26 protein-coding genes are annotated in these 24,694 nt (G+C 52.1%); 18 read left to right on the plus strand and 8 right to left on the minus strand.

Annotated elements, in window-relative coordinates:
• Positions 1-53: 53 nt before the first annotated feature.
• Positions 54-1,307, minus strand: a complete 1,254-nt coding sequence (locus tag ACFSB2_RS04150) for an MFS transporter (RefSeq protein WP_377941480.1) — start codon at positions 1,305-1,307, stop codon at positions 54-56.
• A gap of 642 nt (positions 1,308-1,949) precedes the next feature.
• Between ACFSB2_RS04150 and ACFSB2_RS04155 the strand changes: the two genes are divergently transcribed.
• Genes ACFSB2_RS04155 through ACFSB2_RS04170 form a run of 4 tightly spaced genes read left to right on the plus strand, consistent with a single transcriptional unit; the run spans position 1,950 to position 6,541 of the window.
• Entirely contained in the window at positions 1,950-3,275 is a 1,326-nt protein-coding gene (locus ACFSB2_RS04155) for an extracellular solute-binding protein (protein WP_377941482.1), read from the plus strand.
• A 5-nt stretch (positions 3,276-3,280) separates the two neighbouring features.
• Positions 3,281-4,222 (plus strand): carbohydrate ABC transporter permease, encoded by a 942-nt coding sequence (locus ACFSB2_RS04160; protein WP_377941483.1) that lies wholly within the window; start codon positions 3,281-3,283, stop codon positions 4,220-4,222.
• A 43-nt stretch (positions 4,223-4,265) separates the two neighbouring features.
• Positions 4,266-5,087, plus strand: coding sequence for a carbohydrate ABC transporter permease (locus ACFSB2_RS04165; protein ID WP_377941486.1), 822 nt, complete (start codon positions 4,266-4,268; stop codon positions 5,085-5,087).
• Between the two features lie 32 nt (positions 5,088-5,119).
• Entirely contained in the window at positions 5,120-6,541 is a 1,422-nt protein-coding gene (locus ACFSB2_RS04170; protein WP_377941487.1) for a bifunctional metallophosphatase/5'-nucleotidase, read from the plus strand.
• Between the two features lie 173 nt (positions 6,542-6,714).
• On the opposite strand, the gene ACFSB2_RS04175 is transcribed toward ACFSB2_RS04170, so the two are convergent.
• Together ACFSB2_RS04175 and ACFSB2_RS04180 are read right to left on the minus strand one after the other, a co-directional pair.
• Complete coding sequence (locus tag ACFSB2_RS04175; RefSeq protein WP_377941489.1) at positions 6,715-7,920, minus strand: acyltransferase; 1,206 nt, start codon at positions 7,918-7,920, stop codon at positions 6,715-6,717.
• A gap of 340 nt (positions 7,921-8,260) precedes the next feature.
• Positions 8,261-8,947 carry a class I SAM-dependent methyltransferase gene (locus tag ACFSB2_RS04180; protein ID WP_377941491.1) on the minus strand — a complete coding sequence of 229 codons (687 nt, stop codon included), beginning with the start codon at positions 8,945-8,947 and terminating at the stop codon, positions 8,261-8,263.
• A 91-nt stretch (positions 8,948-9,038) separates the two neighbouring features.
• Here ACFSB2_RS04180 and ACFSB2_RS04185 point away from each other — a divergent pair, with 91 nt between their 5' ends.
• A complete protein-coding gene (locus ACFSB2_RS04185; RefSeq protein ID WP_377941492.1) occupies positions 9,039-9,170 on the plus strand; it encodes a hypothetical protein in 132 nt (43 codons plus the stop codon).
• Between the two features lie 155 nt (positions 9,171-9,325).
• On the opposite strand, the gene ACFSB2_RS04190 is transcribed toward ACFSB2_RS04185, so the two are convergent.
• From ACFSB2_RS04190 to thiE (ACFSB2_RS04205), 4 genes are all read right to left on the minus strand, one after another.
• Positions 9,326-10,108, minus strand: a complete 783-nt coding sequence (locus ACFSB2_RS04190) for a thiazole synthase (RefSeq protein ID WP_377941495.1) — start codon at positions 10,106-10,108, stop codon at positions 9,326-9,328.
• A gap of 59 nt (positions 10,109-10,167) precedes the next feature.
• Entirely contained in the window at positions 10,168-10,368 is a 201-nt protein-coding gene (gene thiS, locus ACFSB2_RS04195; RefSeq protein WP_377941497.1) for a sulfur carrier protein ThiS, read from the minus strand.
• Positions 10,369-10,387: 19 nt separating this feature from the next.
• On the minus strand, positions 10,388-11,530 hold the full coding sequence (gene thiO, locus ACFSB2_RS04200; RefSeq protein ID WP_377941498.1) for a glycine oxidase ThiO: 1,143 nt from the start codon (positions 11,528-11,530) through the stop codon (positions 10,388-10,390).
• A 63-nt stretch (positions 11,531-11,593) separates the two neighbouring features.
• The gene (thiE, locus tag ACFSB2_RS04205; RefSeq protein WP_377941501.1) at positions 11,594-12,247 is read right to left on the minus strand and encodes a thiamine phosphate synthase; all 654 of its coding nucleotides are present in this window, start codon (positions 12,245-12,247) and stop codon (positions 11,594-11,596) included.
• A 307-nt stretch (positions 12,248-12,554) separates the two neighbouring features.
• Between thiE (ACFSB2_RS04205) and ACFSB2_RS04210 the strand changes: the two genes are divergently transcribed.
• From ACFSB2_RS04210 to ACFSB2_RS04260, 11 genes are all read left to right on the plus strand, one after another.
• On the plus strand, positions 12,555-13,577 hold the full coding sequence (locus ACFSB2_RS04210; RefSeq protein ID WP_377941503.1) for a ThiF family adenylyltransferase: 1,023 nt from the start codon (positions 12,555-12,557) through the stop codon (positions 13,575-13,577).
• Between the two features lie 61 nt (positions 13,578-13,638).
• Entirely contained in the window at positions 13,639-14,277 is a 639-nt protein-coding gene (thiE, locus tag ACFSB2_RS04215; protein WP_377941504.1) for a thiamine phosphate synthase, read from the plus strand.
• Positions 14,278-14,391: 114 nt separating this feature from the next.
• Positions 14,392-14,781 (plus strand): hypothetical protein, encoded by a 390-nt coding sequence (locus ACFSB2_RS04220; RefSeq protein WP_377941505.1) that lies wholly within the window; start codon positions 14,392-14,394, stop codon positions 14,779-14,781.
• A gap of 31 nt (positions 14,782-14,812) precedes the next feature.
• Entirely contained in the window at positions 14,813-15,760 is a 948-nt protein-coding gene (locus tag ACFSB2_RS04225; RefSeq protein ID WP_377941507.1) for a heavy metal-binding domain-containing protein, read from the plus strand.
• A gap of 30 nt (positions 15,761-15,790) precedes the next feature.
• Entirely contained in the window at positions 15,791-16,606 is an 816-nt protein-coding gene (locus ACFSB2_RS04230; protein WP_377941508.1) for a heavy metal-binding domain-containing protein, read from the plus strand.
• Between the two features lie 18 nt (positions 16,607-16,624).
• Complete coding sequence (locus tag ACFSB2_RS04235) at positions 16,625-17,326, plus strand: PspA/IM30 family protein (RefSeq protein ID WP_377941509.1); 702 nt, start codon at positions 16,625-16,627, stop codon at positions 17,324-17,326.
• 117 nt (positions 17,327-17,443) lie between these two features.
• Positions 17,444-18,247 carry a class I SAM-dependent methyltransferase gene (locus ACFSB2_RS04240; protein WP_377941511.1) on the plus strand — a complete coding sequence of 268 codons (804 nt, stop codon included), beginning with the start codon at positions 17,444-17,446 and terminating at the stop codon, positions 18,245-18,247.
• Between the two features lie 81 nt (positions 18,248-18,328).
• On the plus strand, positions 18,329-18,886 hold the full coding sequence (locus ACFSB2_RS04245) for an NUDIX hydrolase (RefSeq protein ID WP_377941513.1): 558 nt from the start codon (positions 18,329-18,331) through the stop codon (positions 18,884-18,886).
• Entirely contained in the window at positions 18,883-19,428 is a 546-nt protein-coding gene (locus ACFSB2_RS04250; RefSeq protein ID WP_377941514.1) for a GNAT family N-acetyltransferase, read from the plus strand. The genes ACFSB2_RS04245 and ACFSB2_RS04250 overlap by 4 nt, the downstream gene beginning before the upstream one ends.
• Positions 19,429-19,642: 214 nt before the next feature.
• Complete coding sequence (locus ACFSB2_RS04255; protein WP_377941515.1) at positions 19,643-20,617, plus strand: ring-cleaving dioxygenase; 975 nt, start codon at positions 19,643-19,645, stop codon at positions 20,615-20,617.
• A 122-nt stretch (positions 20,618-20,739) separates the two neighbouring features.
• Positions 20,740-21,690 carry a D-2-hydroxyacid dehydrogenase gene (locus ACFSB2_RS04260; protein WP_377941516.1) on the plus strand — a complete coding sequence of 317 codons (951 nt, stop codon included), beginning with the start codon at positions 20,740-20,742 and terminating at the stop codon, positions 21,688-21,690.
• A gap of 100 nt (positions 21,691-21,790) precedes the next feature.
• On the opposite strand, the gene ACFSB2_RS04265 is transcribed toward ACFSB2_RS04260, so the two are convergent.
• Positions 21,791-23,026 carry a helix-turn-helix domain-containing protein gene (locus ACFSB2_RS04265; protein ID WP_377941517.1) on the minus strand — a complete coding sequence of 412 codons (1,236 nt, stop codon included), beginning with the start codon at positions 23,024-23,026 and terminating at the stop codon, positions 21,791-21,793.
• Between the two features lie 213 nt (positions 23,027-23,239).
• On the opposite strand from ACFSB2_RS04265, the gene ACFSB2_RS04270 reads away from it, so the two are divergent.
• Positions 23,240-23,377 carry a hypothetical protein gene (locus tag ACFSB2_RS04270; protein ID WP_377941519.1) on the plus strand — a complete coding sequence of 46 codons (138 nt, stop codon included), beginning with the start codon at positions 23,240-23,242 and terminating at the stop codon, positions 23,375-23,377.
• A gap of 103 nt (positions 23,378-23,480) precedes the next feature.
• Entirely contained in the window at positions 23,481-24,428 is a 948-nt protein-coding gene (locus tag ACFSB2_RS04275; RefSeq protein WP_377941520.1) for a citrate/2-methylcitrate synthase, read from the plus strand.
• Positions 24,429-24,694 lie beyond the last annotated feature (266 nt).

Raw genomic sequence — 24,694 nt, forward strand, 5'->3', positions numbered from 1 at the left:
ATGAATATCGAGTAGCGCGGGCGATGATTAGACGTCGTCGATCCCGCCGCTATTCATGCTTCCACATCCTGACCTTCAACCGCAGGTGTATGGTGTAGTGTTTTGTCGGATGGCAGCAGCATCGTCAACAGACCAATCAGCGGCAGATACGAGCAGACGTGGATCACGAACGAAATACCATGCGTATCGGCGATGTTGCCAAGCACGGCGGAGCCGATGCCGCCCAAGCCAAAAGCCAGTCCAAAGAACACGCCCGAGACCATGCCGACCTTGCCAGGTACGAGTTCTTGGGCGTAGACCACGATGATGGAAAACGCTGAGAACAGAATCAGGCCGATGCACGCCAACATCACAATCATCCAAAAGCCGTTCGCATAAGGTAGAATGATGGCAAATGGCGCGGTGCCCAAAATGGAGAACCAGATGATGTTCCGACGCCCGAATTTGTCGGCCATCGGGCCGCCCAGCAGGGTCCCTACGGCGCCAGCGAAGAGCAAAACAAAGAGCGCGTACTGCGCATGTCGCACCGTAAAGTGATTGTGCTGAATCAGGTAGAAATTATAGAAGCTGGTCATGCTAGAAAGATATACATACTTTGAAAATACGAGCACAATCAAAATGGAAAAGGCAAAAGCAGTCCGGCCTTTCGACAGCGCGACGGCAGCGCCTGTTGCACGAATGCTGCGCTTGTGTTTGCGTGGCGCCTCAAGCGTCAGACGCTGTTGATACCACCTTGCGACAAACCACTGAATGACAATCGCCGCGCCCGCGGCAAAGGTACACCACAAGAGTCCCTTTTGACCGAGGGGCACAAACAGCAGCGCAGTCAACAAGGGCGCCAGCATTTGCCCAGTGTTGCCACCCACTTGAAAGATGGACTGGGCCAGCCCTCTTCGCGCGCCGGCCCCCATGTGCGCCACTCTCGATGATTCCGGATGAAAGACGGCTGATCCGATACCAATGCAACAGGCTGATAGGAGCACGAGGGAGAAATGGTGCGCCAGCGCGAGGCTGACGATGCCGACCAATGTGAAACACACGCCGATGGGCAGCAAGAAAGGAGTCGGTCGCGCGTCTGTATACAATCCGATAAGCGGTTGTAGCACAGCCGCAGTCACATTTAACGCAAACGTGATGAGTCCTACTTCTGCGAACGATAGACCTAATGATGGCTTGAGAATTGGAAACAGCGCACTCACGCTGTTTTGCATCGTGTCATTCAGCAAATGGACGAGACTGACCGCCACGAGCAAGGAATAGACGGTCGTCCCAGCTTGATTTGTTCTCTTTACAGCGATACTGCTCATCCTCGCCATCTCCCATCGCAAAATTCTGCTCGACTGATTCTATCTCTTGTCCCCCGGGCAAAATGAAAGCCCCCTTCGCTCCCGTATCGCTTTGCGCAATACAGGGACGAAAGGGGCCGTCTTCCGTGGTACCACCCATTTTTGCCACGCATGTTGCCATGCATGATCTCATGCGATTCCGCTCCATGAGGAGTTGAATCGACCTGCAGTAACGGGCAGTTTCCCGGCTTTCCTTAGTGGAGCTAGTTCAGGAAAGCTGCTCCGAGGCGAGTTGGCAATGGACTTATGGCAGTACTTTCAGCATGCGCACTGCTCTCTGGACAGAAGCGCCATGGCCTGCTCCTCTTCTCAGCCGAACAATTCAATTGTGTAACAGTATAGGGAGCAGATGTCGAATTCGTCAAGTAGATTATCTGAATTGCGCTCCAGACGACTGTTACACCATCATCACGTTTTTCCCCAGGGATTCAGATACACCGCGCGGGAAAGAAACACGCTTCGTTTTTTATATTCACACAATTTTAAATATTTATTCATGTTGGTTTAAACGTTTCTTCACGATGAATTCAACTCCACTTGATAACCTATTTTCAACATATCAGACAGTCAACGTTTCCTTAAACATATCAGGAGGTTGAAGGTATGAGAAAAAAGGTTGGGAAGACAACGCGCACGCTGGGTATCACGGTTGCTTCGGCGATGTTGCTCGCAGGTTGCGGCGCGGTACAAGCGGCTGGAAAAAGCGCCAACACAAGCGCTTCTGCATCAAAGTCGACCTCTGGCGTCACAGATATCACTTTCTGGAACGGGCATCCGTCAGGCGCATTGCAGGCGCAGATGCATCGAGAAGTGGCGCAATTTAATCAGACTCATCCAAATATTCATGTGAGCTACGTAGATAAATACACAGAGGTCCAGCCCGTCACCGCTGCATTTGCCGCCCATGATGCCCCGAACGTCGGCATGCCGCACGTCGCAGATGCCGAGCAGTTTGAGAAGGCTGGTTACTTGGTGGACTTGGCATCATTTATCGGGAACAAAAGCAACATTCAGTCTGATTTTTATCCCAATGTGTGGAATTCCTTCGACATTACGCCTGGACATACCTATTTGTTGCCTTATGAAGAAAATGCCCAGATGGTGATTTTCTACAACCAAGCGCTGCTGCAAAAGGCGGGTGTCACGCAAGCGCCGAAAACATGGAACGACATCGTATCAGACGCAAAAAAGATCACGGCGCTCGGCAACGATGATCACGGCATCGCCTGGACACCTACCTTGACAGAGTTCTTCGTGATGGTGGAGGACTTTGGTGGGAAGGTGTTTGCCAATTCCGACGATAGCGCGTTTGCGCTCAACAATTCCGGTGCAAACCAGGCGCTGAGCATGCTGCGGCAAATGGTTGCCGACAAGTCAATGCTCATTACGCAGAATTACAACTATCAATTGGATTTCGGAGCGGGGAAAATTGGCATTCTCATGGATGCGTCAGCCGGTTATACATACGACAACGGATCGGCTGGCGGGAAGTTCAAAATGATTGCAACGCCAGCACCCGCTGGAAACTCTGGTCGCCAGTACAACTTCGTCACCGGCGATGGGCTCTGTGTGTTTAACACGGGGACGAAGGCGCAGCAGCAAGCCGCCTACACCTTTATCAAATGGTTGGCCAGCCCATCCATCAACGCCGAATGGAACAAACAAACCAACTACGTGGCGACTGGTCCAGCATCCCAAAAACGGATGCAGTCTTTCTATCAGACACATTCGAACTATGCGGCCTCGTTCTCTGATCCGAGCAGTTGGATGACCGAACCCGCCAAGAATACCTCTGCGTATGAAGCGGCGACGACAGCCATGGATTCGGATTTTGAAAAGGCGTTACGCGGGCAAGAATCGGTGTCCACAGCTTTGCAAAACATGACGACCATTGGCAATGCGTACATGAGCGGAAAGAAACAGGGGTGAGCCAAATGGATACATCCTTGATTGTCGCAAGCAGAAGGGAGCGAACGGCGGCGCTTTTCCGCCGTCGCCGCACACGCAAGGATTTGTTGGTGGCTGCCCTGTTTTTGAGTCCAGCATTCGCATTTCTGATGACATTTGTCTATTTTCCAACGGTGCTTGCGTTCTTGCTCGCATTTTTTCACTATCAAATCGGCGGCGCTGGAAGTACATGGGTAGGAGTGGCCAATTTCAGAGCGGCCGCAGCGGATGCCATCTTCCGGCGCTCGCTTGTCAACACAATCTACTTCGCCGCGATGGTCGTGCCAGCGACCTTGATTCTGGCGACATCCATTGCGCTCTTAATCGATCACGCCGCAAAATTCTACAGTTTCATCCGCGTATTGGTGCTATTGCCGTATGTGACACCAGCCATTGGGACGGCGATTGGTTGGATGTGGATTTATGATCCGACTTACGGCTTGGCGAACGCAGTGTTGCACTGGTTGCACTTGCCGGTGTTGCAGTGGCTGCAGTCACCTTATCTGGCGTTGCCGTCCATTGCCATCTACTCACTTTGGCATGGGGTTGGATTTGACGTCGTCATCATGCTTTCTGCTCTTCACGCGCTTCCAACAGGCGTCTTGGAGGCGTCCTTAGTGGATGGCGCGACACCGTGGCGGCGTTTCTGGAGAATTACGTTGCCGCTCATCTCACCGACGATGTTCTTTTTGGCCATCGTCACCACGGCGGGATCGCTACAGGCCTTTTCACAAGTGTTTGCTTTGTCCAGTGCGACAGGCGGTCCGGAAAACTCGACGGCGACCGCATTGTTCGAGGTTTATCAAACAGCTTTCACATATGGGAACTTCTCCTATGCATCCGCGATGGCCATCATTTTGGTGATATTGATTTTGCTCTTGACACTGTTTCAACGCTGGGTGGGGAAGCGGATGGTGTTCTACCAGTGAACCCGCATTGTTCACTTCAGCAAAAGGGAGGGACTCTAGGCGCATGTCTATCAAATGGTGGAAATTTCCTCGTGTACTCGTGGCGCTTATCTGTGGGCTCGGATTCCTTGTTCCGCTGTACATCACACTTTGTACTTCCCTCGATCAACCAGCCCATGTGTTTACCTTTCCGCCACATTTGACACTCGATTTTAATTGGCAGGCTTATCGCGACGCATGGCATATGTATCGGTGGTTTGACTATTTCCGCAACACCATCTTGATTGCGGTGTTCACCATTCTCCTCTCTTTGGCGACGACCGTGCTTGCCGCTTACGCGCTTAGCTTTATTCAGTTTCGGGGGCGCAATCTCGTGTTTACACTGGTGTTGCTGGTGCTGATGATCCCTGGTGAAACACAGTTGATTCCGAATTTCGTCATCATGGCGAAACTAGGATTGGTCGATACCATTGCCGCGCAGGTATTGCCGTACGGAGCGACGGCATATGGCATATTTTTGCTTCGTCAATTTTTTCTTTCCTTGCCGCGAGATTATTGGGAAGCGGCGCGAATGGACGGATGTGGGCACCTGCGGTTTCTCTGGTCAATTGCCGTGCCTTTGTGTCGGCCTGTTTTATACACGACAGCGCTGTACAGCTTCATTGGTTGCTGGAATTCACTCATTTGGCCACTGATGGTGACGCAAAGTCCTAGAGCACAGACGGTTGAGGTTGCACTAGCGACGTTCCTGACTTCGAACTCCGCCGATTGGCAAGGACTGTCCGCTGCTGCGATTTTCACGACTGTGCCTGTGATCATCGTCTATCTTCTGCTGCAAAAGCACATCATTCGCGGCATCTCCCGCGGGGATGGCATTCGCTTCTGATGCCTTAGACAAAAGCGGAAGGGGACATGGGGATGGAGCGTATCATCCTTAAAATTGTGCATACCAATGACTTTCACGGCGGTATTGAAAGGTTTGGCAAAATTGCAGCTTATATCGACGTTGAAAAAAAGCGAACAAAACATTTCCTCTACTTAGACGCGGGTGATATTTTTAGCGGTCATCCAATTGTGGATTGGGCATATGGTCGACCCATGGTCAATTTGCTCAATCAAATGCAGCTAGATGCAATGGCCATTGGGAATCATGATTTTGATTATGGCCAAGCGCATTTTGAAGCGAATCGGCAGTTGTCTCGGTTTCCTTGGCTGGGGGCAAACATCGTTGTAAAAGATCAGGACATTCCCATTTCGCAGCCCAGACCATTCCAACTGTTTGCATTCGATGAATGCAAAGTCGGGGTGGTATCTGTCACGGAAGCGCCGCCTTCGACCGTCTGTACAGCGATTGCTGGTCTGCAGTTTTTAGATCCGGTAGAAACGCTGAGATATTATCAGGCGCTAAGAGATCAGGTTGATATTTTAATCGCTTTGACACATGTGGGCATTGATTGCGACAGACAGATTGCTCAACAGGTGGAAGGATATGATTTGATCATCGGTGGGCACTCACATACCGTAGTGGAACTAGAGCCTGTCAATGGCACACCGATTATCAATACAGGCGCATTTGGCGAATTTTTGGGGGATTTGACCATTCATTATAACGTTGCTGCGCGCAGGATCGAAAAAATGAACAGCGCGCTCATTTCTGTTGACGCTTTGCAAGATGTGGACGAAGGGATTCAACGTCAGGTGGAGCAATATTTCCGAGACAGCAGGGACGTATTAGACAGAGAAATCGGCGTGACAACAGGGCTTTCCATCGACAACATTCATCATCAGGATGCGCCGCTGGGAAACTTCTATGCTGACGCGCTTCGTCACTGCACAAAAGCAGATATTGCTTTCGTCAATAATGGCGGCATACGCCTGCCAATTCCCCAGGGAATCATGACGATTGGGCAACTCTATAAAGTGGCGCCGTTTCGGAATCAAATGGTCGTGGTTGAAATGACGGGAGAAGCGATTGCCGAGGTGATTCGCTATTCCTTTGCCAACGCCAATCGCATTGATTTGCAGACTTCTGGATTGACCTACAAGATTTGGACAGATGAAACGGGGAAAATACTCGATGTAGAGCTGTTTCATGCGGGAGCGCCTTTTTGTCCACAGATGACCTACCGGGTGGTGATCAACGATTACATCGCTTCTGGAGGTTCCGGCTATGAGTTCAAGGGATGCATTCTTCAGCATGCTGCCGGAGAGATGACCAATGCGCTGGTTCGTTATGCAGCGTATTGTGCAGAGAAAAATGGCGTGATCGAAGCCAAGTCTGAAGGGCGCATTATGGTGCAAACTGTGTGCGACAGACGTTTGTCAGTTGGTCAGGTATGATATGACAGAACACTTCATCCACGTATTACGTTGGCCCGGCAGGATTATCTTCTGTCGGGCCTGATGACGGTTATTCCGACAAATGCGAGGCGCTTTTGTTTATTGGGGCGTGATGAAGCACACATGTCCGGGAATGTGTTTTAACATCCAAATTTATGTCCAGCACTGACCCTCTAAGCGGTCGTGCTGGACTCGCGAAGCGGTTTGTTGGCCACACGAGAGAATGGCGCCTTGCGACCGACGACATAGGATATATACGGAATTTTTCCCATCCAATGCGCAATCAACAAGCCGGAAAAATAGACGAACAAAATACAGAACGGCCATAGGCTGTAATGCAACCAAGTTGGCGCGCCGATATTGCGGAGATGGTGCATGAACTTTTCCATGTACACGATAGGAAAAGGCTGAATGAGATAAATGCCGAATGAGGCATTTGCGGCCCGTTTGATGAACCAACTAAACGGCTGCCAAGCAGGCTGCGTGCGCCGCTCAGCCCATCGCACACCCGCATACCAGATGTTAGCTGTGACAATTAAACTGTAGGGCACCATGATTGGCTGTAGCACCACTTCCGCTAGCCCTTCTCGTTCGTGCAAGACGAGCCGATCAAAAAAGTAATGACCCCACACGATGGGGACTGCACAAAACAGTGCAGTCAGGATGGCCCGATGATGCCGATGGGCGAAGGCGAGGATTTTCTCATAGTGGCATGCGACGATGCCGCCAGCGATAAACCAGAATTGGTACGCGAGCACAAATTGATCCCGGTATTGGTCCAGATTGGACAAGACGGGTGGAAGTGTCGCTTTGTTGATGCCAGGCAGGACAAATTTACAAATGGCCATGAGCAATAGCTGCAGGACAAAACTGCCAATGAAAATGTGCACGTGGTAGCGCTCAAATTTGCGTAGTCCTTTGAGCAAGAGTGGAAAGATGATATACAGTTGCATAGAAACGAGCACGTAATAGAGATAATATTGATTCCCGGTAAAGAGTGAATGACGAAAATCATTCCAGAGCGCCAATGCGCCCCAATAATTGTGTGACGGGTAGTATAAACCCTTAAATATGATGTAGACCACGTTCCACGCGAGGTATGGAATGGCGATGAGCAAGAACCGCTTTTTCCAGAAGTCAATGGCTCGAAATGTCCGGTGATAATAAGTGACGAACAGGACAAGCCCAGTCATGAACATAAACGATTCGCGTGTGAAGTGCATGGACGTCAGAAGAGAACCGATTGTCAAAAATGCGGGACTCATATCCGGATTTTGCGAAAGAAAAAATGAGGTCGTGTGAACGGAAAGGACGGCTAACATGATGAAAGCCCGCATTAAATCAATTTCGTAAAGATGTCGTTTGGCCACTTGCTGCATTCCCCCTTTTTCTCGAAGTCCGTCGTGCGGTCGACGAAAACGAACTTCTCTATGCTGACAAGCATGCAGGTGGCGCTCATTATGCGAAGCGCAATTCGTCCTATTCAGATGAGGTTTACTGCATTTGTCTCCCTTAGAATAACGCCCAAGCGTTGAAATCTCCTTGATTTTTACTATCCAAAACATAAAGTCGATACATTTTTGTGTACCATTCTTGCTGCCCCGATTGGTTGGCATTTTCATGATATGGCTGATGCAAAACGCATTAAGCGCGGAGGTACACTGGAGGTTATATCGCTAACAGCGCCAGATTCCTCATCTGGCGCTGTCAATGTTCAAATCAAACTTCAGCTACGAAAATCGCTGATTCTTCTTTTTCTCGATACCAAATCAATTCGACGTTGGCGAACCCGGCTTCCCGCATCAGTTGCAGCTGTGTTTCCACTGTGCAGGGGATGTCAATATGATAAAGTGTGTTTTCTGGCGCACAGGCTGCCTGCAGATGCTCCGCCGTGTAACGATCACGATACCATTGCCAGACTTCCTGCTCTTTTTCTGGCGTCACTACGCAATCCCCTTCGATGTACTTTCCACCCGGTTTTAGCGCGTTGCATATCTTCTGATACAGCGCGCGTTTCGTATCCGGGGTGAAGTGGTGCATCGTATAGACTGAAACTGCGTAATCATAGTGATGTTTTGCAAAGGGAAGCGACAAGTAAGAGCCTTGGACAGGTGTGATCTGCCCTTTGTACGCTTCAAACTTCTGCAGTAGTCTGTTGAGCATTTGCGCGGACAGATCGACAGCTGTCACACACGCTTGTGGCGCCTGCTTGAACAGTGTGTTGAGTTCTGCGCCTGTGCCGCATCCCAAATCAAGCACGTCAATGGGCTTGGTTGTCTCTGCGATGGGACGGGCGATGGTTTCGTAATAAAGTTCAAAATCCTCGAACATAGCGCGCATGTGTTCGTCGTATCCGTCGATACGCACGTCAAAAAATGAACCCATTTCTTCCAAACGCGATTGCATATACATCATTCCTCTGACATATTTTTGTGGCTGTCAGAGACGGCTTGCACACCATGACAAAGGAGCGCAAAAACATGATGGAGATGTGAACTTGAACGCAGACAAACAAAAAGCGGATCAACCCATTGCAGGCGATCCGCTGTGTGATATCGTGAAAAACCTTATCCCAGCGTCCCTTGTAATGGTTAAAAATGTGCGTAAAAATCCCATGACAGCCTTTTAGAAAAATTAGACTTACGCACAATTCATGATTTGACATTTTGGTGAAATGCCAAATGAACCATTACATGTTTGCTGGCATAAAGTATAAATTCCCCTTTCGAAACATCTCCTATGGAACAATATAGCTTCTATCTTTCTATTCTGCAAATGAAATGTTTAATGATCATCGCTGATCATTCCGGTTTCTGGACTGCTCGGAGAAGCGACTGCTGTGCGCGCAATTCTTCCGGCAAGATAGCCCAGTCGGCCAGCTTCGACGCCGTGCGCCATGGCGGCAGCCATGCGGACGGGATCTTGCGCCTTGGCGATGGCCGTGTTGACAAGGACAGCGTCGGCGCCGAGTTCCATCGCCAAAGCCGCGTCGGACGGCGCGCCGATACCAGCGTCAATGACGACGGGCACACGGCCATTCACCAATTCGATAATGCGCCGTAAACGCTCGGGGTTGGGCAGGCCTTGCCCTGTGCCGATGGCCGAACCAAAGGGCATGATGGTGGCGCAACCGATGTCGAGTAAACGCTTGGCGACGGTGTGGTCATCTGTGGTGTAGGGCAGCACGACAAAACCGTCTTTGACCAGTTGCGCTGCCGCTTCCACGGTCGCCACAGGGTCAGGCAAAAGCGTGCCATCGTCGGGAATGACCTCCAGCTTGACCCAGTTGGACATGCCGGCGGCGCGCGCCAAGCGGGCTGTGCGCACCGCTTCTTCCGCAGTGCGGCAACCGGCTGTGTTGGGCAGCAGCGTGTATTTGTCGAGATCGATATAGGAAAGCAGTGATTCCTCGCGGTTGTCGAGATTGACCCGGCGGACCGCCACAGTGACAATCTGCGCCCCAGAGGCTTCAAGCGCATCCTTCATCTGCGGCAGACTGCTGTATTTACCGGTGCCGACCATGAGACGGGATTGAAATGTGCGTCCGGCGATGGTGAGTGATTCCATAGGTGACCCTCCTTGGTTGTCATTCTTTTAGTGGTGCGACGCGACAAACGATGTGCCCATCAACCGCCGCCGACGAAGCGGACAATTTCCAATGTGTCGCCTTCGGCGAGGGAAACATCGTGCCATTCATCAGGTTCCAGGATGCGCGCATTGTGTTCCACGGCGATCCGCTCATTGCCCAGTGTCAACTGTTGGATCAACTGCGCGACCGTCGCGTCGGTAGCCGTCTGAAGCAGTTTGCCATTCACGGTAATCTCCATGTCATCACCTCGTTCTTGTTTAACGCGACTCATTTTGCAAAACGCCGCGCGATGCAGCGCCAGCGACGTGAAACGGTTGCCAACGCGTCGGCCAAGCTTCGCCGGTGACCGATTTGACGACCATGTTGCCCGTCACGGGCGAGAGCAGGATGCCATTGCGAAAATGGCCGACGGCCACGTGCAATCCCGGAAACTGGGCGACTTCCCCAATCCAGGGCTGCCCGTTTGGCGAGCCAGGCCGCAACCCCGTCCAGCTTCGCTCGAACACGGCGTCCTTTAGCGCTGGCGCAATGTGGTGGGCTGCGGACAGCAAAGACAGCAGTGCGTCAGCGGTCACGTCGCGATTGAAGCCTGCGTCGTGTTCCTCGGTTGCGCCGACGACCACCGTTCCATCTCGCTTGGGCACCAGATAGACGTCGTCACTGAAGATGGTGTGGCGAAACCTTTGAGCGTGGCGCGGGCGGATCGACAAAAGTTGGCCTTTGACCGGTTGGATGGCGCAAGGTGTGGAAAAAGGTTGCAACAGCCGCTGCGCCCAGGCCCCTGCGGTGATGACGACCGATTCACCTGCATAGTTTCCGGTCGGAGTGAGGACCGTGTAGCCATGACTGGGGTGTGGTTCGATGTCGGTGACTTCCACGCCTTCCATCACTGTGCAAGTTTGTTTTGCGGCGACAGCGAGCGCCTGCACCAGCAACGGCGCATAGACGTTGCTGTCGTCTGGCAGCAAAAGCGCACCCAAACAAGCGGACAGGGCAGGTTCCAGTTCCGCCACGGTCTTGCTGTCAAGCCATTCTGCTTTGGCGCCGGCGCTCGTCTGCCAGATCCTCCGATTTTGCAGTGCTTCTGCTTCCGCCGCAGTGTAGGCGAGATGCAAAATGCCGTTGTGTGTCAATTGTGCGTCGATGCCAGTTGCGTCGAACAATTCGTCGACAAACCCTTGATACAATGCCCGGCTTTCCAGACAGAGATGATAGAATGGCCCCGGTTCAGCGACTTCCAGTTGTGCGCCCAACATGCCCGCTGCGGCGCTGGACGCTTCACTGCCAAGCCGGGTTTTATCCAGCAACAGCACGCGCCGTCCAGTCTGGGCCAGCCGCCAGGCGCTCGTCGCCCCAATGGCGCCGCCGCCGATGACGATGACATCAAACACGTCTTGCATGCAAAAGCCCCCTCTCTTGCTGTGATTTGTTGTGTTTTTGGACAAGCGAGTCAACAAATCTGCCTAAAATGGCACCTTAGGGTGTGCATCTGCTCGCGCCATCGCCGCTTTCAGCTCTTCGGCCGCGCCGCGCGGGTCTGTGGTATCCAAAATGGCGCCAATGACGGCAATGCCGCTGCACCCCGTGTCCAACACAGCCCCGACGTTGGTATGGTCAATACCACCAATGGCGATGACAGGGATGGACAAGGCTTCGACGATCCGCCGCAAAGCGTACAATCCGCGCGGTGGAATGTCGGGATGGGATTCGCTCGCAAAAACATGGCCAAACGTGACATAATCCGCGCCGTCTTTCTCTGCCTGCACGGCTTCGTCGATGTGGTGCACAGAGCAACCGATTCGACCGTGCCAGTTCGCGCGGCCCCGCAGCGCTTTCACGGTTTCGATTGGCAGGGATTTGGCCGCCAGGTGGACGCCGTCCATATCTGTGGCAATGGCGATGTCTGTCCTGTCGTTCACATAGACGCGTGCGGCCAGACCATTTGTCGCCAGGTGTTGCTGTAGTTGTTTCACTTGGGTGTACGTTTCGGATGCAGGCGCTTTTTTCTCGCGGATTTGGATGACATCCGCGCCGCCTTTTGCTGCTTCGACAAGCGCATCAACTAAAGGGAGACGCCGCCGGTTTCTGTCGCTGATCACGTGTAAAACTGTGTTCATGTTTCACCTCGATAACGAAAAAAGCCGCACCTGAATAACAGGTACGGCGGGTTTCCATTTTGAACCCAACTAACACACCTCTGTCGAGTGAACGGCGATTTTAAACGACCGTTGAAATTAGGCTATCATGGGGGCATTGCACCGTCAAGACAGGGATGGCTATCATGCTTTTCACTAGAATCGCGTGCCAGGTACCGGCGCTGGTTGTATCATAAGGTCGAGCGCAAAATCAGGTACGGTTGATTCGCAGGTGGTTGTCATTGTCACGGATGTACTGAGATGTAGAAGAAAGGGGCGATACAACATCGTGGAGAACAGTAGGTATTCAAGACAAATCCTGTTTCCGCCCATTGGGGCAGAAGGCCAAACGCGGCTTGGTCAGGCGCGCGCGGCCATCGTCGGTATGGGGGCGCTTGGCACAGTGCTTGCGACGCAACTTGTCCGCGCAGGGGTCGGTTTTGTCCGGGTGATTGATAGAGACATCATTGAGTGGTCAAATTTGCAGCGGCAGTCGCTGTATGATGAGCAGGATGCGGCAGAAGGCAGAGCCAAAGCCGCCGCCGCCGCCGAGAAACTGCGTCAAGCGAATGGGGACGTCGAGATCGAAGCGGTGATTGAAGATGTCACTTGGCGCAATGCCGAACGGCTATTGACAGATGTGGATGTCATCCTGGATGGCACCGATAACTTTCAAGTTCGCTATTTGCTCAATGACGTCGCCGTCAAACACAACATTCCCTGGTCCTACGGCGGGGCTGTCAGCTCCTATGGCACAACGGCGTTCTTTCGGCCAGGTGATACAGCTTGTCTGGTCTGTCTGTTTGGCCCCGACACTGCAGGCGGCGGGCATGATACCTGCGATACGGTCGGTGTCATCGCGCCAGTGGTCTCTATGGTCGCTTCCCTGCAAGTGGCGGAGGTGCTCAAGTATTTGACAGGCAATTTGGCTGCGTTAAACGGCGGGATCGTCCAAATGGATGTGTGGCAAAACGAGTTTCACAAACGTCCGTTGAGTGCGCCGAAACCCGAATGTCCATGTTGTCAACAACGGCAGTTTCGCGCGCTTGAGCAGCGCATGGATGGGCTGACAGTTTCCATGTGTGGCCGCCAGACCATCCAGGTGCGGCCGGCAGCGGGGCTTGGCACGCCATTGGCTCAAATGGCGGCGCGTTTGGCGCAATTCGGCGAGGTGCGCCACAACCGAGATTTGCTTCGGTGCGACTTGGGAAATGTTCAAATCACGTTGTTTGCCGATGGGCGGGCGCTCATTCATGGTGTGGAAGAAGAAGGAATTGCCCGCAGTCTTTATGCCCGGTATATCGGCATGTGAAAAATCTTTGGTTGCGCTGGCGCGTCAGGCGTGTGACGATGAATGCATGGAGGATGGGAACATGATGACGAGTGACAAGTTGCGAGCAATGCTGGCGCTGTATTTAGTGACAGATGAGCGTACAGATTGCGACGCGTTATTACATATAATTAGGAAGGCGCTGGAGGGTGGCGTCACCACCGTGCAGCTTCGGCGCAAACACGATGACGGTCGGCAGTTGGTGGAACTAGGCAAAGCCATCCGTCAAATGACCACGGAGTTTGGCGCGCTGTACATTGTGAACGATCGCGTTGATATTGCCATGCTCACCGATGCCGATGGGGTGCACGTGGGGCAAAGCGATATTGCCTGCGCGGACGTTCGCGGGTTGATTGGCAAGCGGATCATCGGGGTTTCCACGTGCACTTTGGCGGAAGCGACGGCGGCTGATCGAGAAGGGGCGGATTATCTGGGCGTGGGATCCGTATTTCCGACGTCCTCTAAGCCGGACGCGGACATGTGTGAGATCCAAGGGCTGGCTGGCATTGCCAGGCAGGTGGACATTCCGGTGGTTGGCATCGGCGGCATCACCCGGCAAAATGCACCAGAAGTGATGCAGGCGGGTGCGGCTGGCATCGCCGTTGTGTCGGCCATCATGCAGGCGGAAGATCCGAGCCGCGCCAGCGCGGAGTTGTTGAGGTTGGTGCGAACTGGAAGATGAGTCCACCGTCCATCTTGACAATGGCTTCATGCCAGGAATAGGATTGAGAGAAAAGAAGATTCCGTATTTTGTTAATCAGGATGACTTAGGTGCGATACGAGGAGGCTAGGGGCGTTGTCCGTCGATGGATTTTCATTTGACTTGTCTGCCGCAGAGTGGCGCCGAGGCGCCACAGATGAAAAGGCGCTTGCCGAAGCACTGGCTGTTCGCTTGGAACAGGCGTTGCCTAGCAAGGCCATCGTGGAGCGCCATCGCTCGTTTTTTTCGAAGGAGACACCAGTTCGGCGGATAATGGTCAACTTTGACGACGAACAGTTTCAATTGACACATGACAAGCGGGAAGGCATACGAACCGCAAAAGCAAAAATGGGCCGCGGCATTGTGTTGAAAACTGTGCCGCTTGAGTTTGCGCAGTGGCTTGCCGAGTTGTCCGCAGCTTTAGAGACTTATGCGCAACAACACGAAGAAACGAGAGAGGCGTTACAACGATTCTTATTCTCTTAACAAATATGCATGTGTAAGGAGGTGAATGGCTGTGCGTTGGTTTGGTCGAGGCCAATCCCAGTCTGTGGATAAGGAACGTAGATTGGCTGAACAGGAGCAGGCGCAAGCAACCATGGAGGCGCTTGAGGATGGGCGGCTGCCGCCCTATATTCGCGAGCGAATCGCCGAACAGCGCCAAGGGCAACTGCCATGGACAAGTAATTTGTCGGTGGCGGAGTGGTTGCTGACTGCGAAATACAGGTTCCGCCCGCTCGGCATGGTGATGGGCAGTTGTTTTTACCACATCGGATACTCGAAAGCGGATTTGCGTGGCAGTTGGTCGGCAGGCGAGTTCACGGTGATTGCGCGTGCCATTCGCGATGGGCGCACCAAAGCTTTAGAGCGGATGGCGATGGAGGCCGAGGAACTCGGCGCGAATGCGGTCATTGGCGTGCGGGTGGATACGCGAACGCCGGGATACTTTGGCCACGACACGGAGTTCACCGCCTTTGGCACGGCGGTGGCCATCGATGGTCTGGAGACGCATGGGCGGCCGCTGCTGTGCACCGTGGAGGGACAGGAACTGACGAAACTGTTGATGCACGATTCGGTTCCCGTTGGCTTGGCGCTCGGGGTTTCTGTCTATTACCAATACACGTCTTGGCAGGATAAACGGCGCGAATACAGTTGGTTCAACCAGGAGATGCCTTCGTTCACTCAAGCCGTCTACGATGCGCGCCACAACGCGATGGCAGACATGATTCGCGATGCGCGCTCGCTGAAAGGCAACGGCATTCTCGCACACGATACCCGGATGAAAGTCTACGAGGTAGAAGTGGAGCGGGGAGAAAATGATGAACGGACGGATCACATCCTGGAAGTGGTCTCCCTGGGCACGGTCGTATCGGCGCAAAAACGGCCTTTACCTCTTGACATCAGGCCGGTCTTGTCGATGAATGACAAAGTTGCAGACTTGGCATTTGAGCCATTGGGAGAATAGTGCCACAAAGGCGCCGAAAGGAGATTTGTTGTGTCTGAACAGTTGGAAGGGTTATCCCAGCACGCGTTGGAACGGCTGAAAGGACTGCGGAGCGCAGGAAGCCACGAGGGCGTCTTTACCTCTGATTTGTCTGTGAACGAATATCTCTTGGTGCGGGATGCCGGGTTTGAGCCAGTCGGTTTGGTCGTGGGCAGTTCGGTCTATCATATTGGCTTGCAGCGCGGCGGGTACAACCAAAGCATGGAATTGACGGTGCTGACGCAGGCCATGTATGAGTCGCGCGAACTTGCCATGGAGCGTATGGAAACAGAGGCGCACGCGCTCGGCGCGGATGGCATTGTCGGGGTTCGCCTGGAAGTGAATCGCTACGAGTGGGGGTCGGATGTCGCCGAATTTATGGCCATCGGCACCGCGGTCGTCGCGCGGGATCAGGGGGCGAAATTCCGCACCCATGAGAATCGTCCATTCACTTCTGATTTGTCCGGGCAGGATTTTTGGACATTGTTGAAAGCGGGCTATCGGCCGCTGTCCATGGTGATGGGCAGTTGTGTCTATCACGTCGCGCACCAGAGCATGTTCAAGGCGTTTGGCAATATCGGTCGGAATGTGGAGTTGCCAAACTTTACGCAAGCGATGTACGATGCGCGCGAATTGGCGATGGAACGGATGCAGAAAGAGGCCCACGATGCCAAAGCGGAAGGCGTGGTCGGCGTCCAATTGTCCGAGAAATCCCACGGTTGGGGATCACACGTCATCGAGTTTTTTGCAATCGGCACTGCAGTTACGCCGATTCGGGCGGATCATGTCATAGCGTCGCCGAGTCTCATTCTTTCTCTGAATGACTAAAGTGAGGGGATCATACACATGAATATCTTTCGGCGCGCCGCAAATATTGCGGAATCGAAGATCAACAAGTTACTGGATTCGGTAGAGGATCCGAATGCTGCGCTGGATTTGAGCTATGAGAAGATGCTCACGTCGATGCAGGAGGTCAAACGACATTTGGCAGATGTCGTCACTGAGCAAAAAGCGTTGGAAAATCAAATCAATGCGGCGAACAAGGAAGCTTTGTCGCATGAAGAGGACGCCCGTACAGCGCTCAAGATGAACCGTGAAGATTTGGCGCAAGCCGCATTGAATCGCAAGCAGAACGCGTTGGCGCGTGTCGCTTCCCAGCAGGAGGCGCTGGCGCGCATCAGCGAACAAGTTGAGCGATTGAAGGCTGCGGAGCGAAAATATCAGGATCGCCTTGAGGCGTTCAAGGTGCAAAAGGAAGTCACGAAGGCAAGCTACAGCGCGGCGCAAGCCGAAGTGAGGATCGGTGAGTCGCTGTCGGGCATCAGCAAACAGGTGGGCGATGTCGGCGGAACGATACAAAGGGCGCAGGACAAAACGGATCAGATGCTCGCGCGGGCTTCAGCGATGGAATCGTTGGCCAATGAAGGAATATTGGACGATCCGCTCGATACTCGCGACAAGACCGCGCGCGAGTTGGATGAACTCAAGCGCGATTCGGCTGTCTCGGATGATCTGGAGCGTCTGAAGCGAGAGATGGCGGGCGAATAAACCCGTTTGCGTCACAGAAGAGGGCTTTTGCCGTTGGGCAGGCCCTCTTTCATTTTGAGGCGGGGAAGTGGATTGAAATCGTGATCGACACCAGTTGGATGAAGGGGTGACCGGGCGTTGAGCGAGTGGCGAGATAGCGTACAGGATTCACAAGCAAGATGGGAGGCAAACGCCGAACACTGGGACGATTATATGGGGGAGGCGAGCAATCGATTTCATCGCGAATTGATTCGCCCAAGCACGGAAAAATTGCTCAATGTGCAAAAGGGACAAACTGTTTTGGATATCGCCTGTGGCAACGGTAATTTCTCCAGAAGACTGGCTGAGCTTGGCGCAGAAGTCATTGCTTTTGACTACAGTGCCAAGATGGTTGAACGGGCAAGATTGCGGTCAAAAGATGGGATTGATCACATCGATTATCGCGTGGTGGATGCGACCGATGATGAAGCCCTGCTGGCGCTTGGGCGTCAGCGGTTCGACAGCGCGGTGGCCAACATGGCACTGATGGATATTGCGGACATCACACCGCTGATAAGGGCGCTGCATACTTTGCTGCAGCCAAATGGCGTTTTTGTTTTTTCCATCACGCATCCTTGCTTTCAAACACCCCACATGAGAAAAGTGCACGAAGTTGAGGAAGTGAACGGCGAGATGAGGGTCAGGGACAGTATTCAAATTTCAAGGTATCTGACTGCAGAATGTTACAGTGCCATCGGTATTCGAAATCAACCGCTTCCCCATCTCATGTTTCACAGGCCGTTGTCGTACTATTTGAACTTGTTGTTTAGCTTCGGTTTCGTGCTCGACGGCACAGCAGAGCCGAGTTTCTCCAAAGACGAGGATAATGGTCAGTTTGATTGGTATGAAATGCCGCCTGCCATCATTTTTCGCTTTAGGAAAATGAGCGGCAGTTGTACATAAATGGTGCAGTCCAGCTTATTGTAAGAGCGGTTTGGCTGGATGAACGCATCGGCGAGAGGGATTTGAGAGGCGGAGCATTTTATGGACGAGATATTTGATGTTTTTGACGAAGAGATGCGCCTATTGGGTACGGCATCCCGCCAAGAAGTGCACCGGGTTGGGCACTGGCATCAGACTTTCCACTGTTGGGTCCTGCATCGGTCGCAAGCGGGAGATTTCCTGTTGTTGCAGCGGCGACATCGGACAAAGGACACGTACCCCAACAAGTTGGACATTAGCTGTGCGGGGCATTTGGCGACAAAGGAAAGCCCGGCGGATGGCGTTCGGGAGATTTGGGAAGAACTCGGCATTGCCATGGAGTTTGCGCGTCTGCACAAAGTAGGCGTTTTTCAGAGTGCAAACATTTGGCAGGATGTGCAGGACAATGAATTCTGCAATGTGTTCGTCTGGGTTCGGGATGAGGATGCGCTGACAGATTATCGTCCAGCGCTTGAAGAAGTAAGCGGATTGTATTTGATACGTGTGGAAGAGATGGAGCGCCTTTGCCGTGGTCAATTGGAAACCGCGCCAGTTCACGGATTTGACCTGAATGATGCAGGCGTGCGCTGTGAGCGAAAGACAGGGGACGATGCGGTGTGAAAATTGAATATCTGGCTGATCACAAAGCGTGGGTTCACGTGCTTGCGTTTATGCATCAGTTAGAGATGCGCACGTCGAATGAGCGGGATTTCAGGTCGTCTGTTGAGCGATTTTCGGAGAGAACGAATCGCGACACGCTTCCGATCGCGCTTGTTGCGATAGAGGATACCATTCCTGTCGGCAGTGTCAGTCTCCTCGAATTTCAATTGACGTCTTATCGACAACTTACACCATGGGTGGCAGGCCTGTTCGTTCTTGAACAATATCGAGGGCAGGGGATCGCACATCGACTCATGCAAGAGATGGAGTCTATCGCTTTATCTATGGGGCATCGTACTTTACATCTGTTTACGCATACAGCCGAGAAATATTATGAATCCAGAGGTTGGGAACCGATTGGCACAGTTGAACCGCCCGAAGTGCGCTATCCTTCGATTGTGATGTCAAAGGAACTGCAGTTAGGGAAATCATCATTAGCAGATTCCGTGCCGATTCCCTGTGAGTCGAGTGTAAAAGTCGATTATGAAGCCTTGGACTGGTGAAGGGGATTGAACGATGGCGATTATTCGACAGTATGGGTGCTGTGGTTAATCTTTGTTACATATTAAAAGTTTATATATTATTGTAAGTTTATGCTGATTGGTGCTATACTATCGTTGTTCGATGACATGAACGTTCTGGCGAATTTCACCGGAATAGACAACATTCCGCAATATGCAGTTTTTGCAATTGCGGGCCTACAAGGGGGAAGCAGCGATGGAACTGAAAGGCATTCATCACGTTTCAGTCATCACGGGTCAGGCAGCCAAAAATTTCGAGTTCTATACCCAAAATATGGGCCTGCGGTTGATCAAAAAAACAGTCAATCAGGATGACACGTCATCTTATCACTTGTTTTACGGCGACGAGCGCGGTAATCCTGGAACTGAGTTGACGTTCTTTGACATTCCGCATGCGACTCGGACTACGTCTGGTGTCAGCAGCATTTCGTCTGTCTCCTTGCGTGTGCCAAACCGCGAGGCGCTCAATCAGTGGCAGGACCGGTTAAATGAGTTCAATATCGCGCATGAAGGCATTTTGTCGCGTGCGGGCCGGGATACGTTGGCATTTCGCGATTTTGAGGGCCTTGGCTTGATTCTGGTCGCTGATGGCGATGAAACAGGGGTTCCTGGGGGCACACCGTGGGAAAAAAGTCCCGTTTCAAAGCAGAATGCCATTCACGGATTGGGGCCTGTGACATTGACGGTGCGTGATGCTGAACGCACGGCGCGAACCTTGACGGATGTGATGGGATTTCGGGAAAATGGGCAGTATGCGTCCAATGCCCCCGGTCAGCCGGATATTCTCGTGTTTGCCACGGGTGCTGGTGGAGCGGGCGCGGAGGTGCACCTGGAAGAACGCGCTGACTTGCCGTTTGAGCGGTTGGGCAGTGGCGGTGTGCACCATGTCGCGTTTCGTGTGCCGAATGACGAGGAGTATCTGGCTTGGCTGGACCGCATACAGACGGCGGGATTCCGTACTTCAGGATATGTGGATCGCTATTATTTCAAATCTATCTATTTTCGCGAACGCAACGGCATTCTGTTTGAACTAGCGACAGATGGGCCTGGGTTCACGACAGATGAGGATTTTGAACACTTGGGAGAAACGCTTGCGCTTCCACCATTCTTGGAACCGCAGCGCGCAAGTATCGAAGCAAAGTTGAAGTCGCTTGTCACGAAACCATTTTAAGTAGCGAATGGGGGAAGTGGGGGCGAGGGCGCGGCGAATGTCTGCGTCCTTTTTTAGATGGATATCACTACCAAAATCTATGCTTTAAATTTTCAAATCAAAGGTCTTGAGGAGCAAGAAACATGAATCGTCTACTCAAAATTTTGGTCTATCAGGAACGGGAAGCCGCACAATTTGCAGAGGCTTTGCAGCATCTGGATGACATTGTCATCGCGGTGGCTTCAACGCCAGCACAAGCATTGATGGAACTGCCGGATACGGAGATCATTTTTGGCTGGAAGTTTCCGACTCATCTACTATCAAGGCCAGAGGCGGCTTCTGTGCGTTGGATGCAAGTGATGGGCGCAGGTGTGGATGATTTGATGGCTGATCACACCGTGCCATCGCATATCATCATCACGCGTGTGGTTGGGCAGTTTGGGAGACCGATTGCCGAGTATGTGTTCGCCTACATTTTGTATCTTGCCAAGTGTATTGAGCCTATGCGCGCGTCACAGCAAAAGCAGATGTGGTCGCCATTGATACCTACAGAACTGGCCGGAAAGAAGATTGGCGTCGCGGGACTGGGATCCATCGGGTTGGAAATTGTGCGCAAAGCGCGTGCATTCGATATGGTGGTGCATGGCCTGAGTTTAAGTGGGCAACAAGCGCACGCGGTGGATCGCCATTTTACATCTGCGGAGTGGACGCAGTTTGTCCAGAACTTGGATTATGTTGTCATCACTTTGCCGGCAACGAGCCAGACATATCACATCGTCGGCCGCCAGGTGTTTGAGCAGATGAAAGCGGGTACTGTCTTCATCAACGTCGGGCGGGGGCAGATTGTCGCTGAGGCGGATTTGACTGACGCCTTGATGGCGGGGCGGCTTGGCGCAGCTGTGTTGGACGTGTTCGAGCACGAACCGCTTCCGGCCAATAGCCCACTCTGGGCGCTGCCAAATGTATATGTGACACCGCACATTTCTGGGCCGAGCATGGCGGCGGACGTCAGCCGATTTTTCTTGGACAATCTCCGACTGTATCGGCAAAGTGATGCGCTGTATGGACGGGTGGATCGAACAAGAGGATATTGATTTTAGAGCCTGGAGTGGGATGTAGGGAGACAGGCTGCTTGAGATGGCGAGTGTGGTGGTTGGGCTTTTTTCGAAATGACATACATTCGCCTCGGTGTGGTCAGCAGCCTTGTTCGTCGGTGCCAAATTCCTGCATTTGTTTCAACTGGTTGAGGGCCTGCAAACTTACTTCTGCTTCTTGATGGGCTTTGATCCGATGCAACAAATCATAGCTCATGCGGTATGAATAGAACGACTGTGTATAATTGCGTTGTTCTTGGTAGATATGACCGAGCGCTCTGTAAAAACGCCCACGAATCAGCCCATCGTCTTTTTGCTCCAGCAATTGAATGCCTTCCCAGCACAGTTTTTGCGCCTTGTCCAACTCGCCGCGTTTGATCCAATAGGTGGCCAAATCCTCCATGAGGGATGCTTGTTTATCGACGCGATTCAATCGTTGATACTCTTTCATGCATTGCTCATAGAGCTCATAGCTTGTGAGCAAGTGGCCTGTGGACATCTCTAGCACAGCCAAGTTGTGCAGCGCCTGCGCATAGTTGTCACTATGGACAGATTTGAACCTCGCAGCAGCTTCTTTCGTCCGTTGATAGCTCTTATCCATCTGTCCATCTTCAAACAACGCCTTTCCAAGTCCCATGGCGATCATGCCATACTGCTCAGGATTTCCTTGCACAAAGGGTTCTTTGAGTGCAGCTTCATAGGCGTCAATGGCCGCTTTTGGCTGTCCCAGCCGCAATGAACTGGTCGCGAGAAAGGTCAGCCCCTTGACACGTTCCTCCTCCATACTCTTTAACGCATGTGTGAGCGTAATGACGTTTTGATAAGATTCTCGGGCGGTCAAAAAGTCTTCCATTGCAAAGGCGATAGCGCCCATTTGGAGATAGAGCAGGACGGATTTTTCTCTATCCTGAACCTTTTGCGCCAATTGCAGCGCTAGTTGACAATCTGCAAAAGCGCTCTCCAATTGCCTGAGGGAGCGTTTGACGGAGATGGATAAGTGATAAGCTTCCAACTTTAGTCTGTCGTCATTGCAGTCGGACAGTATTTTTCGCAGCAAATGCAGCGCAACATCGGGCTCTTTGTCCTTTACTTTTTGGTTCGCCCCAGTCAAAAGAGCTGCATATATCTCTTTGTCTCCTTGAGCGTCATGGGCGTAAAAATAGCTCAGTGGTTTGCCGAGTTTCATTGCAATGATGCGGAGGCTTTTTTCTGAAGGAATCACACGGCCATTTTCGATCATGCTGATGTACGCCCGCGTCATCTCGGGAGCGGCCAATTGTCGCTGTGAAAGCCCCAATTGCAATCTTAATTCACGTATTTTGTCACCAATCATCATGATGTCCCCCCTTATGCGCGGGTTGGAGAAACGTTCCGGAGCATGCATTGACACACGCGCCAGAAAGCACAATTGCATAGCCAAATCAATTTGAACACTCACCATTTACCCCGGTAAATATCTTTTACTTATTCTATCGGATTTACACACGAATTTGCGATGTAAACTCATGCCTAACACAGACCATTCGTACATATCAGGGGTGTTTATATCATGGGGAAACGCGCATTGTGTTCAACTGTTGTAAGTATTTTGCTGGTGCTGATTGCACCTTCCAGCGTATATGCGGCAATGAATGATCCTACACCTGATGTGGCAAGTCCGACCGTCGTCGTCACTGTTACGCATTGAAATCATTCCATATCATATGACCGGACAAGCTCGTCATCTCCCTGTCGTAGGGATTTACGGGCTTCGTTTATCTCTATTTATAACAGAAGGGGATCAATTGCACATGCCCAAAACAGGACAGCGCATGACAAAGAAGCCTCACCAGTCATTGGTCTATCATGAGGCAGAAAGGGCTTGTTCTGGCAATACAGGTGTTGGTCTCGTTGGTGTTCAGTCAGATGGATTGTCTTCGAAAGCATATCCGGTTCATGAGACAGTCGAATACGCCACATTTGAAGAGTTGGCTTTTTTCCGTATTTACGGATCTCCGGCGACTGGAAAGGAACTCTATGAATTTAGAGCCATGCTTTACGCCGAGGGGCTTGTTCCTGCACAGGTGTATGAGATGCTCTATCTCTTGCGCCACGCGCCTCCCATTCTAGCAATGCGTACCGCAATTTCTGCTTTACCGGCTTTTTATATGCATGAAAACGACCTGTCAGCTGTCAAGCAAAAGGCAGTCCAGGTGGTTGCGCAACTTTCCGTCATTGTTGCCGCACATCACGCCATTCGCCAAGGCAAGCAACCGATTCAGCCAAGCCCTTTGTTGTCCTATACGGCCAATCTTCTATTTATGTTGCACGGCGAGGCACCTACTGAGCACATGGCTAAGATGATCGACAAGGCTTTTATGCATTGTGCCGATCACGCTTTAGACAAAGTGACGTCAGCCGCATGCATCGCGTCAGGTGGCCAGCGGGATATACACGCTGCACTGATCGTCGCGCTCATGGAATTTGCAAGTTTGTGGGATGAGAAAAAGTTTGAGTGTGCCCTGGCGGAAATTACGCTCATGCGTGAGTCAGAGGACATCGCAGAGTGTACAGTGGGGCTTTGGCGTCAGGGAGATTCGGCAATGGGTTTCGATCACGCTGGTGCTCAAGCCACCGTTGATGCCTTGCAGTCCTTGTTTAGGATTCCAAACGACTTATTTACACCCGTTTTCTTCATTGGTCATGTGCCCGGGTGGATATCCGAAATGGCGAAGATGAAGATCACGTGTAGTACGTGATACGTCGTTTCTAGATGTAGCGTTGTGAGCTGGCGAGAGCAGTCTAAGCATCCAGGGAGGAGACAAGGCAGTCTATGATCAAAATCAAAAATAATGACGAGATTTGTCGTTGACATCTAGGTACAAGGGTGATATATTACTCGATGTCGCTTCGAGCGCTTTTCTTTCGATTCCGACCGATATATCCCGTCACATCAACGTTTTCTTCACTTGGTCTCCAAGTTTCGAAAACCTAAATGGTTGACAACGAACTTCGCTTCGTGATA

Source organism: Alicyclobacillus fodiniaquatilis (genome assembly GCF_042678105.1).
In the GTDB taxonomy this organism is placed as follows: Bacteria; Bacillota; Bacilli; order Alicyclobacillales; family Alicyclobacillaceae; genus Alicyclobacillus; species Alicyclobacillus fodiniaquatilis.

What these genes read in the sequence shown, in the direction of transcription:
- ACFSB2_RS04150 (WP_377941480.1), bottom strand. Translation starts at nt 1,307, where the DNA reads ATGAGCAGTATCGCTGTAAAGAGAACAAATCAAGCTGGGACGACCGTC.
- ACFSB2_RS04155 (WP_377941482.1), top strand. Translation starts at nt 1,950, where the DNA reads ATGAGAAAAAAGGTTGGGAAGACAACGCGCACGCTGGGTATCACGGTT.
- ACFSB2_RS04160 (WP_377941483.1), top strand. Translation starts at nt 3,281, where the DNA reads ATGGATACATCCTTGATTGTCGCAAGCAGAAGGGAGCGAACGGCGGCG.
- ACFSB2_RS04165 (WP_377941486.1), top strand. Translation starts at nt 4,266, where the DNA reads ATGTCTATCAAATGGTGGAAATTTCCTCGTGTACTCGTGGCGCTTATC.
- ACFSB2_RS04170 (WP_377941487.1), top strand. Translation starts at nt 5,120, where the DNA reads ATGGAGCGTATCATCCTTAAAATTGTGCATACCAATGACTTTCACGGC.
- ACFSB2_RS04175 (WP_377941489.1), bottom strand. Translation starts at nt 7,920, where the DNA reads ATGCAGCAAGTGGCCAAACGACATCTTTACGAAATTGATTTAATGCGG.
- ACFSB2_RS04180 (WP_377941491.1), bottom strand. Translation starts at nt 8,947, where the DNA reads ATGCAATCGCGTTTGGAAGAAATGGGTTCATTTTTTGACGTGCGTATC.
- ACFSB2_RS04190 (WP_377941495.1), bottom strand. Translation starts at nt 10,108, where the DNA reads ATGGAATCACTCACCATCGCCGGACGCACATTTCAATCCCGTCTCATG.
- thiS (WP_377941497.1), bottom strand. Translation starts at nt 10,368, where the DNA reads ATGGAGATTACCGTGAATGGCAAACTGCTTCAGACGGCTACCGACGCG.
- thiO (WP_377941498.1), bottom strand. Translation starts at nt 11,530, where the DNA reads ATGCAAGACGTGTTTGATGTCATCGTCATCGGCGGCGGCGCCATTGGG.
- thiE (WP_377941501.1), bottom strand. Translation starts at nt 12,247, where the DNA reads ATGAACACAGTTTTACACGTGATCAGCGACAGAAACCGGCGGCGTCTC.
- thiE (WP_377941504.1), top strand. Translation starts at nt 13,639, where the DNA reads ATGATGACGAGTGACAAGTTGCGAGCAATGCTGGCGCTGTATTTAGTG.
- ACFSB2_RS04235 (WP_377941509.1), top strand. Translation starts at nt 16,625, where the DNA reads ATGAATATCTTTCGGCGCGCCGCAAATATTGCGGAATCGAAGATCAAC.
- ACFSB2_RS04245 (WP_377941513.1), top strand. Translation starts at nt 18,329, where the DNA reads ATGGACGAGATATTTGATGTTTTTGACGAAGAGATGCGCCTATTGGGT.
- ACFSB2_RS04255 (WP_377941515.1), top strand. Translation starts at nt 19,643, where the DNA reads ATGGAACTGAAAGGCATTCATCACGTTTCAGTCATCACGGGTCAGGCA.
- ACFSB2_RS04260 (WP_377941516.1), top strand. Translation starts at nt 20,740, where the DNA reads ATGAATCGTCTACTCAAAATTTTGGTCTATCAGGAACGGGAAGCCGCA.
- ACFSB2_RS04265 (WP_377941517.1), bottom strand. Translation starts at nt 23,026, where the DNA reads ATGATGATTGGTGACAAAATACGTGAATTAAGATTGCAATTGGGGCTT.
- ACFSB2_RS04270 (WP_377941519.1), top strand. Translation starts at nt 23,240, where the DNA reads ATGGGGAAACGCGCATTGTGTTCAACTGTTGTAAGTATTTTGCTGGTG.
- ACFSB2_RS04275 (WP_377941520.1), top strand. Translation starts at nt 23,481, where the DNA reads ATGCCCAAAACAGGACAGCGCATGACAAAGAAGCCTCACCAGTCATTG.